Consider the following 12,070-nt stretch of genomic DNA (forward strand, 5'->3'; position numbering starts at 1 on the left):
GACGATGCGGCGCTGGCCTCGGCCAAGGCTTACGTGCTGGGACAATTCCCCCTGGCGTTTGAAACGGGCCCGCAGCTGGCACGGCAGATCGGCCAGCTGGAGTTTTTTAATCTGGATAATGCCTATATCAACGCCTATCCTCAGGAACTGGTGCTGGCTGACCTGTCCGGGACCAAAGCCGTAGTCGAATCGGTTTTTCCGGCGAGGGATGACCTGGTATTTGTGCTGATCGGTAACGCTGCAGCAATACGCGACGAAGTTGCCCGCTACGGCACAGTGACAGAGATGGATATCACGCAAACCAGCTTTACGCCACGCTGAATAAGCGCAACAAAAGGCAGGGCATGACAGACAGCGCGACAGGCAGTGCGCGCCCGGCGGCTCTGGCGGTTACACCGCAGCAGCTGAGCGATGCGATCGATCGGGCCGCAGCATGGCTTGATGACAATCAGCTCGAAGATGGTTCCTGGGTTGGTATGCTCGAGTCCAACCAGTGCATGGAAGCGGAGTGGCTGCTGGTCATGCATGTAGTCGGTCGTGACAACGACCCGAAAAAGCCCGGACTGATACAAACCATTCTCGATGCGCAACGTGATGATGGTTCCTGGGAGGTTTACTACGACGCCCCGACCGGAGACATCAACGCAACCGTAGAGTGCTACGCGGCGTTGCGTGCACACGGAATAGATGCCAATCATGCGGCACTGTGCAAGGCACGCGAATGGATCTTTTCCAACGGCGGGCTGAGTGAGGTTCGCGTCTTTACCCGTTACTGGCTTGCGTTGATCGGTGAATGGCCGTGGGAAAACACGCCAAACCTGCCGCCGGAAGTCATCCTGCTGCCGGACTGGGCGCCGATCACAATTTACGACATGGCCAGCTGGGCACGCGGCACCGTGATACCGCTCGCGGTGCTGTCAGCGCGACGCGCGGTCTATCGACTGCCACCGGAGCGTCGGCTGGATGAGCTGTTTCCTGACGGTCGCGATCAGATGGACTATACGCTGCCGCGCAAAGTAGGCGACGTGTGGGAACTGGCTTTTCGTGGTGCTGACCGTCTGTTGCATGTTTACCAGTCGCTTGGCGGGATAACGTCCATCCTGCCGCTGCGTGAATTTGCGATCCGCCGGTGCCTGGACTGGGTCGTGGAACGGCAGGAGGAGGACGGCGCCTGGGGCGGCATCCAGCCACCGTGGATTTACTCGGTTATAGCCTTGCACCACGAGGGTTACGCGCTGGAACACCCGGTCGTAAAGAAGGGCCTGGATGCGCTGGATGCACACTGGACCTACGAAAAAAACGGCTCGCTGCGGGTGCAGGCCAGTGAGTCCATCGTCTGGGATACGCTGCTTGCGTTACTGGCGCTCGCCGATTGTGACCGCAAGCTGCACGATTCTCCGGCGATGCAGCGTGCACTGGAATGGGTGCTCAACAAGCAGGTCACCACCGGCGGGGACTGGCAGGTAAAGGTAAAGGGTGTCGAGCCTGGTGGCTGGCCATTTGAACGGGCCAACAACAACTATCCGGATGTCGATGACACCGCGGTGGCGCTGATGGTACTGGCACTGCTCCGTGACCAGTATCACGATCACGCGCGTATTGACCAGGCCATCGAGCGTGCACGTAACTGGGTTGTTGCCATGCAATGCAGTAACGGCGGCTGGGCGGCGTTTGATAAAGACAACGACAACGAGTTGCTCACCAAGCTACCGTTTTGCGATTTTGGCGAGACGCTCGACCCGCCCAGTGCCGACGTCACCGGTCACGTGCTCGAGGCATTTGGCATGCTTGGCATGACAAGTGATGATCCGGTGGTTCGCTGTGGCTACCAGTTCCTGGTCAACGAGCAGGAAGACGACAACAGCTGGTTTGGTCGCTGGGGCGTCAACCATCTTTACGGTACGGCAGCGGTGTTGCCGGCCCTGCATGCAGTTGGGCAGGACATGCGACAGCAGTGGATCCGGGCTGCTGCCGACTGGGTTGCTGAGCATCAGAATGAGGACGGTGGCTGGGGCGAGAGTTGCGCGTCATATATGGATCGCAGCATGCGGGGTCGCGGCGACAGTACTGCCTCGCAAACGGCGTGGGCCCTGATGGCGCTGCTGGCAATGGGCGAACCGGCTTATCGGGTCGCCATCGAGCGTGGCCTGGCCTGGCTGATCGCGAAGCAGGATGACGACGGCACCTGGGATGAACCGCAGTACACCGGAACCGGTTTTCCCGGCTACGGTATTGGCGCGCGCATGGACCTGGCGGAGACCAACCTGGAACGGCGGTTGAGCCAGGGTACAGAGCTGGCGCGCGGGTTCATGATCAATTACAACCTTTATCGTCATTACTTCCCTCTCATCGCAATGGGGCGGGCGCGTCGCTACCTGCACTCCGGTCACGGTTAGGCCGCCGCTCGCAATCTGTTGTGGGAGCGGCTTCCAGCCGCGACTACTCGCGACAGGTTCCTGTGGGAGCGGCTTCCAGCCGCGACTGCTCGCGACAGGTTCCTGTGGGAGCGGCTTCAGCCGCGACTGCCTGCGACGGAGTTTTGCGGCGGGCCTGATCCGCGTGTATCGGGACACGCAAATCGAATTTATCGCGTAGCGATTCTACTGTGAGGCCGCAGGCCGAGCTGATGAACGGCGTCAATCGGGCTCCGGCATGCCCCCTTTTGGCCCTCTATAATTATTATCAGTCGTCCGGACAGGCGGAATACAACCGGCAGAGTCTGTCTTTCTCGCCGCCGTCGCATGGGCATGCACGAGAAAGGCTTTTGAGGTGAGCGATATGAGTTTTTCAGATCTCGCTGTATTTATCGGGGCAATCGTAACGCTGGCTGGCGTTATCGCCGCGGGCTACAGGTACTTTGCACATCGTGAACGCCAGGCGATAGTACGAACGGCCTTTCGGGAAACCGTCGATTCCCTCGGTGCCGGAGACGCGGTCCATCGCCGGGCAGGCGCCATCATGCTGCGGCGATTTTTTAACGAAAAGACCGAGCAGGGTGGTAAAGGCACGCCGTATGCGCAGGAGGCACAAGACGTCATCGCCGCCACCCTGCGAAACATCGAGACAGGCAGTTTTCAGAAACTGCTGGCGGACGGACTGGTGTATGCGCCAACGCTGGTCGGAGCCGACCTGCAAAAAACAAACCTGCAGGGCGCGTATCTTGGTCCGCGTGAAGGCAAAGTGGCCGAACTGCGTGGTGCAGATTTTTTTCGCGCCGACCTGACGCTCGCTTCGTTAAAAAATGCCGACGCTCGTGAGGCTCAGTTTTACCAGGCCCGATTGGCGAGCACCGTTTTGAAGGGAGCAGACCTGCGAGACGCCAATTTCTACGAAGCGGACCTGCTCGGTGCTCGGTTTGGCGGCGCAAAACTGGATGGCGCAAATTTTGCGAATGCCCGTAACGTACCAGATGAAATCAGCGAAAGGCTGGATGAAAACGGCAATTACATTTCCGATGGCGCCCCCGACTCGACCTGGAGCGGGGGCGAGAAACTCTCGGTGTTCCTGAGCCGGCCCGGGGCGGCCAATATCGAAACCCGTCAACTCGTGTGGGCGCTGGCGGATCGGATTCGTGACCAGGGCCTCGACGTCGAGGAAGTGAGTCCGAGCGCCTACGCCACCACCGGTGCGCTCGCCGAGGTTCGTCGGGTGATGAGCGGATGTGCCGGCGTTGCAGTGGTCGCCGTTCCCGATCTGAACGTACGTTCGGCATTGTGGCGGGCGGCAACGCCACAGGCCCGCGAGATTAGCGACCAGGGGCTGACTTCGCCGTGGACCTGCCTCGAACTCGGCCTGGCCACCGGACTTGGTTTGCCGGTATTTCTCGCCGAAGCCGACGGCGTCAGTTCAGAGGCTTTCGACTACAGCTCGCACGAACCGCACTTATACCGTGTACGACTCGCGGAGAATCATCTCTCGCGGACTTTCAGGGAGCCGTTCGACGACTGGTGCGGCGCCGTCCGCGAGAGGGGCGTTTCCTGATCCTGAATAGTCTCGCGCATTTGATCGCGCAAATGGCGTCAGGCGCCGAACACCTGGAAAACCGCCGCCGGTTAGTTAGTGGTGTGGGAGCGGCTTTCAGCGGTGACTACTTGCCACGGGTTAGCGGCGCGTGTGTGCCAGACCAGCTATATTCAGCATTCATGCAAAAGGATATTGGTGATGGCCGGGTACTCGGGAACGCCGTTGCAGAAAAAACTGGGGTTGAAGCCGGGGATGCGTGCGGTATTCATACGCGAGCCGGACAACTATCGAACCACGCTGGGTGAGCTGCCTGCAGGCCTGAGATTGTTGTCTCGGCCGGGGAAGGAAATGGAATTTGTGCATCTGTTCTGTGCCTCAATAAAGGATCTGCGTGCGCGGCTCTCTGGTGTCAAACGGGCGCTGGCCCGGGACGGAACGCTGTGGGTGTCATGGCCAAAGAAATCGTCTGGCATGCAAAGTGACCTGGCGGAAGGCGATGTACGTAGTGCGGGTCTGAAGCTGGGGCTGGTAGACGTGAAAATCTGTGCGGTCGATGACACCTGGTCGGCGCTGAAATTTGTTTACCGGGTAAAAGACCGATGAGCACAGCAGAGGACGTGCTGGAATTCTGGCTGGGCGACACGCGCCGGGATATCGACAGCATTCCACAGCGGATGGAGTTCTGGTTTGCATCCGGCGCACAGCAGGACCAGCCGATTCGCGATCAATTCGGTGATGATGTAGTTGCGGCACGTGATGGCAGGCTGGACGACTGGGCAGAAGCGCCAGAGGGCTGCCTGGGGCTGATTATTCTGCTCGACCAGTTCACGCGCAACATTTACCGCGGCGCTGCCGAAGCATTCGCCAGCGATAACAGGAGCCTGAGCCTGAGTCAGGCAGGTATTGTAGCTGGTCACGACGGCCGGCTTGGGCCGGTTGAAAAAGTGTTCTTCTACATGCCAATGCAGCACGCTGAATCACTCGCTGTGCAGATGCAGTCGGTTTCTCTTTACGAGGCGCTGGCAGACAGCGTGCCAGAGTCATCACGTGAGTTTTTTGATGGCGGTTTCGCGCACCATGCGCGCCTGCATCGCGACATCATCGCGCGCTTCGGCCGCTTCCCGCATCGTAATGCCATTCTCGGCCGCGAATCCACCGCGGAGGAAGCAGAGTACCTGGCCGGCGATGCACCCACGTTTGGCCAGAAGCAAACGTAGACTCGCCCGCAATATGCCGCACGACGCCTCGTACCTGCAGGAGCGGCTTCAGCCGCGAACAAACCCCGCACGATGTCATCCGTGCGTGTAGGAGCGGCTTTAGCCGCGAACTATTCCGCGAGGTGCCGCGCTCCTGCGGCTGGGTGTTTTCCCCGATAGCCTGTCGTGCAGGATCACCCGATACTGCGCGGCTACCAGGTGATGTGAGCGGCATCTGACCGCAATTGAACCCCGCACACGCCTGTCTGTTTCGGCCGCTCGATCATCTGGCCGAATCTCGAACCGCTGATCCGGGCATGGAGGCCGGCGCACCCGGCATTCGTGCCCGGGGATGTGGTGTGATCGGGTGGAGACAGCCGGTCCCGTCCTTCGGGGCGGGGCCGGTTTGTCTTTATTTGCCGCCGTCGGCGGGGTTCGCGGCTGAAGCTGCTCCTACGGGGCATATCGCTGGGTTTGTTCGCGGCTGAAGCCGCTCCTACAGGTGCGAACGACATCTACGGGGTTTGTTCGCGGCTGAAGCTGCTCCTGCAGGCCGCATTCGTGGAGTTTTACTTTTTGATTTGTTGGTAGGCAGCCAGTGCCGCTTCACGCGCTTCGGCATGGTCGACGATTGGTTTGGGGTAGGTCTTGCCGAGTTTTACCCCGGCATCTTTAAGCTCATCCGCGTCGGCATCCCACGGATGATGAAGCACCTTTTCGTCGAGTTCGGCAATCTCCGGCACCCAGCGGCGCACGTATTCGCCGTCCGGGTCAAATTTTTCACCCTGGGTGACCGGGTTAAAGATCCGAAAGTAGGGTGCTGCATCGGCACCGGAACCTGCTACCCACTGCCAACTGGAACTGTTGTTGGCAAGATCGGCATCGACCAGCGTGTCCCAGAACCAGCGTTCACCTTCGCGCCAGTGAATCATTAGATCCTTGATCAGGAAAGAAGCCACAATCATGCGCACGCGATTGTGCATCCAGCCGGTGGCCCATAGCTCGCGCATGCCAGCGTCGACGATGGGATAACCGGTCTGCCCCTTCTGCCATGCCTTCAGCTTCTTCTTGCTTTTCTTCCAGGGAAAACCGTCGAACTGCTCGCGCCAGTTTTTCACCGGCAGGGTAGGGAAGTGATACAGCAGGTGATAGGCAAACTCGCGCCAGCCGATTTCGCTGAGAAAATGCTCGACGTCCTTGCGCGAGATGCTGCGATCAGCAGCGTCGGCGCTCTCGACCGCAGCCCAAACGTGCCACGGCGCAATTTCACCCCAGTGCAGATGTGGTGACAGGCGCGAAACCTTTTCCATGTCAGGTCGGTTACGCAGCTCCTTGTAGCCATCAAGGCCCTTGTCGATGAACTGGCGTAAACGCATTGCCGCGCCTTTTTCACCTGGCTGCCAGACATCAAACTCTTCGGCCCAGTCGGGATCACTTGGCAACAATGCCCAGTCCTTCAGCTTGTCCGAGGCAATCTTTTTCTTCGAGGCAGCGAGTTTGCGTGGTTTGCCATTCAGCTCCGGCCACTGCGGCTTGTTTTGCAGGCAACCGCGGCGCCAGTACTGCGAGTAAACCTTGTAGGGTTTGCCGGCCTGGTTTTTGACCGTCCATGGCTCAAACAACAGGCTGCCGTTGTGACTGCTCACGTCGATGTCACGGTCACAAAGTGCCGCCTTGATTTCCTTGTCGCGCGCGATGGCCTGCGGTTCGTAGACGCGGTTCCAGTGAACCTCGGTAATATCGGCCTTTTCAGCGATTTCCTCGAGGATCTCCAACGGGTCACCACGGCGCAGCACCAGCCGGTTGCCGGTTTTCTCGATTGATTGCGCCAGCGCATCAAGGCTGTGATGCAGCCACCACTTTGCAGCGCCGCCAATCTGCTCGTCCGGATCGATCGTCTCGTCGAGGATATAAACCAGCACCATCGGGTTGTCAGATTCACGCGCAGCGTTTAGCGCCGGGTTGTCCTTGAGCCGCAAATCCTGACGAAACCACACCAGAGTTGTTTCACTCATGAACGATACCCCGGCTTGGCCAGCACCAGCTGAGTGGCGCCGATTACCCGTTCACGAAACCCACCCTCGCAATAACACAAGTAGTACTCCCACATGCGAATGAAAGTCTCCGGGTAGCCCTGCCGGCGCACCTCCGCAAGCTGGCTGGCGAAGCGATCGCGCCAGTGACGCAATGTTTCGCCGTAGTGCATGCCGATTTCCTCCAGGTGAGCAAACTCCATGTCGGTGCGTCGCTTCACTGCGCCGGCAATGGCTTCGACGGATGGCAGAAAGCCGCCGGGGAAAATATAGCGCTTGATAAAGTCCACGTTGTCACGCGCATACTCGTAGCGCTGCGCCGGCACGGTAATAGCCTGCAATGCCATCAGGCCGTCGGGTTTGAGCAGCGAGGCACACTTCTGAAAATAAGTATCGAGGTAGTGATGACCGACAGCCTCGATCATCTCGATGGACACCAGCTTGTCGTACTGCCCCTCGAGATCGCGGTAGTCGGTGGTAAGCAGTTCGACGCGGTCGGTCAGGCCAGCTTGTTGCACGCGCTTTTGTGCTTCGGCGTGTTGTTCGGCCGAAATAGTCGTCGTTGTCACCCGGCAGCCGAAACGTCTGGCAGCGTGGATGGCAAACCCACCCCAGCCGGTGCCGATTTCAAGCAGGTGATCATCCGGCCGCAGTGCCAGTTTCTTGCATAGCAATTCGTTTTTGTGAAAGGAGGCGTCCTCCAGGCTGGCGTCGGCCTCAGGAAACACTGCCGATGAATACATCATCGACTCGTCGAGGAACAGCCGGAAAAACTCGTTGCCAAGGTCGTAGTGAGCCCTGATGTTACGCTGGCTGCCGCTGCGGCTGTTCTTGTTAAGCCCGTGTAATCTCCGTCGGGCAAAGCTTTTCAGGCGTGCACCTACCCCGCGTTCGACATCCTGCAATACCGCCAGGTTGGCACTGAAGATTTGTGTCACTTTTGCCAGATCGTCGGCGCGCCACATGCCGCGCATGTAGGATTCGCCGGCCGCCACGTTGCCGCCAAAGGCAAACTCCGCGTACATCGAGGTATCGACTACTTCAATGCTGGCGCTTAGCGGGCAGCGTTCGGTCGGCTGACCAAAAGTATGTTCGCCCGCCGGGTCTTTAATAATGAGTTGTCCGTCGCGCAGACGCGACAACTGTGCCAGGACCAGCCTCCGGCCCAGTCGATCCAGCCAGCTTTCACGCGCGGTGCTGCGTTTTATCGCTACGCTGTTCATATCTGGGTCTCCGGTTGTTGTCGTTTGTTCGGATGCGGTAAAAACGGCACGCGCTTCAGCCATAGCCGCAGTGCCTGGTAATGTATGGCAACGATGATGCGAAAAGTCATCAGCGGATAGCGCAGCAGCACGCGTGCCAGTGCGCCCGAGCCAATCTCGACCCGCTGCAGGCCCATGGTGACATCAAAGTAACGGTCGCCATCGCGGCTTGTTTCATTGTGCACGCTGAGCGTGTCGCCAGGTGTGCTGAAGTTCCAGCGATAGTGGTTGTCCATTTCCATAAACGGCGAAACGTGCAGCGCCTTGTCAAATTCAAAGCGTTGGATTCGGTCGTCGCCCAGGTTGTCGGCCTGCCCGAGCACATAGCAATGACGCTCGCCCCAGGGCGTGTTGGTTACTTCGGCGATGACTGTTTCAAGCTGCGTGTCATTGGCGTCAAAACAAAAATAAAAACTTACCGGGTTAAAGCAGTAACCGAAGTAACGCAGGTGGGTGAGCAGTCGTATTGGCCCGGTGGGTCGGTGCCCGGTTTGCGCTGCCACCAGGTCACGGATTGTCGTGTCCAGCGGCACTGCGGGATCGCCAGTGTGATCACTGCGACGGAACTGCGCTAACGCAAAACGCCGGTGCGACCAGAACCAGCGTTTCGCAAACACCTTGTCGAGCTCGGCAAGATCGAGGTACATCATGTACAGCCGGTAGGTAAATCCATGCTCTGCCGGCGTGTAACGGCGATGCTTAACTTGCCCTTCGTAAATACAGCTTTTCATCTTTTTCATGCCGGTCGAAGGCCCGCAGCGCGGCCAGCGCGCTGTTCACCCCGTCTTCGTGGAAGCCATAACCCCAGTAGGCTCCGCAATAATAGGTGCGATTGACCCCATTTACCTCGTCATATCGACGTTGCGCTGCAACACCGGTGGTCGTGAATACGGGGTGAGCGTAGTCAATTCGCTGGATTACACCGGCCGGATCAATATCATCGTCGCGATTCACCGTGACACAGAAGTCGTGCGGTGCATCAATCGACTGCAGGATGTTCATGTAGTAAGTGAGCGCCACGCGAGTGTCGGCGGCTCGTTTGCGCAGGTAGTTCCATGCCGCCCGCGCAAGTGGCCGGTGAGGTAACAGTGCCGGATCGGTATGTAGTACGGCTGTGTTTGGCTGGTAGGGAATTGCGCCAAGAATATCGGATTCATTCCGGGTCGGCCTGGTCAGCATCGCCAGCGCCTGGTCGCTGTGCGTGGCTATGAACACGACATCAAAAGTCTCGGTAGTGCCGCTGGCCGTTATTTCGACCCGGTCGTCGAAGCGCTCGACTTGCTGGACCGGTGTGTTGAGGCGAATGCGATCGGCATAAGGCGCAGTGAGTCGGGTAACGTACTGTCGCGAGCCGCCGGTAATGGTGCGCCACTGCGGCCGGTCTTTCAGCTGCAGCAGCCCGTGGTTATCAAAAAAGCGAATGAAGTGCCGCGCAGGAAAGCGGAACATAAGCTCGTGATCGGTAGACCAGATGGCGGCGGCCATCGGTATGATGTAGTCGCGGACAAATGGCTGGCCATAGCCCTCATCGTCAAGGTAATCACCAAGGCTGCGCGAGTCCTGCGAATCGTCGAGCAATTTCCGGGCCTCACGATTGAAGCGCAGTATGTCGCGCAGCATGGCCAGAAAAGAAGGACGCACGAGGTTGCGGCGCTGCGCAAACACTTCGTTCAGGTTGCCGCCGCAGTATTCCAGCCCCGTCTCATTGCAACTCACGCTGAATGTCATGCGCGACGGCTGACTGGCGACACCGAGTTCGTCCATCAGCGCAATAAAGTTTGGATAGGTACGGTCATTGAAGACGATGAACCCGGTATCGATCGACCAGTGACCATCGCCGAGGCTTACATCGACCGTATTGCTGTGACCGCCTATGTAGTCGCCAGCCTCGAATACCGTAACCTGGTGGCGCTGCTGAAGCCGGTATGCAGCAAGCATGCCGGATATGCCGGTTCCTACAATGGCAATTTTCATTTGTATAATTACTGCAGTCGCGCAGCTTTCGCGGTCGGACCGATGTGGTGGGACAATTCCTGCAGGCCGGCGTCGATATCTGCACCGAGGTTTACCACCCTGGACGTCCGGATCCTGCTGTCGGCCATAGCGCCGCCGCCAAGGAAAACAGGCACTGATACTGCCCCAGCGAGTCGTTCCAGTTGTTCAAGAGCCTGCAGCGGCGGTTGGCAGCTGGCGGACAGCACGATTGCGCTGCAATCGGCTTTGTCCACTGCGGACGGCAGATCGTCCAGCGGCATATTTGCGCCGAGCATTACCGGTCGATAGCCGCGATCGTGAGCGGCGAGCGCAAACAACAGCATGCCGACTTCGTGCAGCTCACCCGGCATGCAGGCGACAAGAATCTTGCGACCGCGAGTAAGGCGGGTGCGGTGATGAAACAGCGCGCCAAGCTTGTTACGCAGGTAAACAGCAAAGAAATGCTCTTCGGCGACGCCCATCTCCCCCGTTTGCCAGCGCCGGCCTGTTTCGTCCAGCACCGGCACGATGAGATGGCGGATGACTTTCTGGATGGAATGGCTGGTCAGCACATCCTCGTAAATTAAATTAAGCCGGGTTTCGCAGAACTCACCAATTGCTTGCAGCATTTCGTTTCGAAGCTTTGTCCACGAGTGCTGTTTTTGCAGATCCTCGGTGCCAAGGTGCTGGCGCAGCAGCTGGGCGGCGCGGCCGATGGAAATGCCCTGTTTCTGCAGTTCCACCGCTCGATTGATCATCTCGATATTTTTCTTGCTGTATAGCCGATGCCCGGAATCAGTGCGACTGGGTTTGATAAGACCATAGCGCCGCTCCCACGCACGCAGCGTTATCGGGTTGACGCCTGTCAGCGACGCAACTGTGCGAATGGGAAACAGCTCTTCAGATTCTGGATTAAATGCCATGATGGGTACTTCCGCCGATATGTAAAAACTATACAACCCGGGATGACCATTCGGCAGGTGTAAAGTGTATCCAGTTGTATCAGTAGGTATATCAACCCGCTACGCAGGCAACTGCTGCAGTGCACAGTAAGCGGGAAACCTGTACAGGCTTGCATTGGCGCCCGGTCGAACCATACTGCCGGGCCATGACGACTGATTTACTCGCTGAAGGCAGGCGCGACGAAGCCATGCCCTTTTCGCTCGCTGCGATCAGCGGCGTGGTTGTTTTTCACCTGCTCGCCGGGCTGGTGGTGTTTGCCGGGTTCAGCTGGATAGCGCTGGCAGTGTGCATGGCGCTTTTTGTTGTGCGGGCGCTTGGCATCACTGCCGGTTATCACCGCTATTTTTCGCATCGTGCATTTCGCACTTCGCGCCCGGTGCAGTTTTTACTCGGCCTGGGCGGAACGCTGGCGGCGCAGGGCAGCCTGATGTGGTGGGTGTCGCATCATCGCGACCATCATAAATATTCCGACACCCCGGGCGATCTGCATTCCCCTGTTGCTTACAGCTTCTGGCGCGGCCACATTGGCTGGCTGTTTCGAAAAAAATCCCTGCAACGCGGCGGCGCTACGGTGGCAGACCTGGAACGCTACCCGGAGCTGCGGTTTCTTGATCGCGCCTACTGGCCGATCATGATCGCGCAGGGCGTGGTGCTGTTTTTCTTCGGCGTGTTGCTCAAC

The 12,070-nt window shown here is 58.6% G+C and carries 11 protein-coding genes; 6 read left to right on the forward strand and 5 right to left on the reverse strand.

The genetic code is table 11. From position 1 onward, the window contains the following. The 5 genes from HKN06_12505 to HKN06_12525 form a co-directional block, all read left to right on the forward strand. Positions 1 to 321, forward strand: a 321-nt coding sequence (locus tag HKN06_12505; protein NNF62131.1) for an insulinase family protein, incomplete at its 5' end; no start/stop codon positions are given. Positions 322 to 344: 23 nt separating this feature from the next. Beyond that, a complete protein-coding gene (gene shc, locus HKN06_12510) occupies positions 345 to 2,396 on the forward strand; it encodes a squalene--hopene cyclase (protein ID NNF62132.1) in 2,052 nt (683 codons plus the stop codon). A 382-nt stretch (positions 2,397 to 2,778) separates the two neighbouring features. Beyond that, positions 2,779 to 3,981, forward strand: coding sequence for a pentapeptide repeat-containing protein (locus HKN06_12515; GenBank protein ID NNF62133.1), 1,203 nt, complete (start codon positions 2,779 to 2,781; stop codon positions 3,979 to 3,981). A 180-nt stretch (positions 3,982 to 4,161) separates the two neighbouring features. Continuing rightward, complete coding sequence (locus HKN06_12520; protein NNF62134.1) at positions 4,162 to 4,566, forward strand: DUF3052 family protein; 405 nt, start codon at positions 4,162 to 4,164, stop codon at positions 4,564 to 4,566. Then, entirely contained in the window at positions 4,563 to 5,180 is a 618-nt protein-coding gene (locus tag HKN06_12525) for a DUF924 domain-containing protein (protein NNF62135.1), read from the forward strand. Before HKN06_12520 ends, HKN06_12525 begins: the two co-directional genes overlap by 4 nt. Before the next feature lie 548 nt (positions 5,181 to 5,728). Here HKN06_12525 and HKN06_12530 read toward each other — a convergent pair. The 5 genes from HKN06_12530 to HKN06_12550 are packed head-to-tail and all read right to left on the reverse strand — an operon-like array spanning position 5,729 to position 11,351. After that, positions 5,729 to 7,174 carry a deoxyribodipyrimidine photo-lyase gene (locus tag HKN06_12530; protein NNF62136.1) on the reverse strand — a complete coding sequence of 482 codons (1,446 nt, stop codon included), beginning with the start codon at positions 7,172 to 7,174 and terminating at the stop codon, positions 5,729 to 5,731. Then, positions 7,171 to 8,415, reverse strand: a complete 1,245-nt coding sequence (locus HKN06_12535; GenBank protein ID NNF62137.1) for a class I SAM-dependent methyltransferase — start codon at positions 8,413 to 8,415, stop codon at positions 7,171 to 7,173. The genes HKN06_12530 and HKN06_12535 overlap by 4 nt, the downstream gene beginning before the upstream one ends. Continuing rightward, entirely contained in the window at positions 8,412 to 9,185 is a 774-nt protein-coding gene (locus tag HKN06_12540; GenBank protein ID NNF62138.1) for a DUF1365 domain-containing protein, read from the reverse strand. The genes HKN06_12535 and HKN06_12540 overlap by 4 nt, the downstream gene beginning before the upstream one ends. Then, positions 9,154 to 10,428, reverse strand: a complete 1,275-nt coding sequence (locus HKN06_12545; protein NNF62139.1) for an FAD-dependent oxidoreductase — start codon at positions 10,426 to 10,428, stop codon at positions 9,154 to 9,156. The genes HKN06_12540 and HKN06_12545 overlap by 32 nt, the downstream gene beginning before the upstream one ends. Positions 10,429 to 10,436: 8 nt before the next feature. Next, positions 10,437 to 11,351 (reverse strand): MerR family transcriptional regulator, encoded by a 915-nt coding sequence (locus HKN06_12550; protein NNF62140.1) that lies wholly within the window; start codon positions 11,349 to 11,351, stop codon positions 10,437 to 10,439. Positions 11,352 to 11,536: 185 nt separating this feature from the next. On the opposite strand from HKN06_12550, the gene HKN06_12555 reads away from it, so the two are divergent. Continuing rightward, positions 11,537 to 12,070, forward strand: a 534-nt coding sequence (locus HKN06_12555) for an acyl-CoA desaturase (protein NNF62141.1), incomplete at its 3' end; no start/stop codon positions are given.

Source organism: Gammaproteobacteria bacterium (assembly GCA_013003425.1).
Classification (GTDB): Bacteria; Pseudomonadota; Gammaproteobacteria; order Steroidobacterales; family JABDKV01; genus JABDJB01.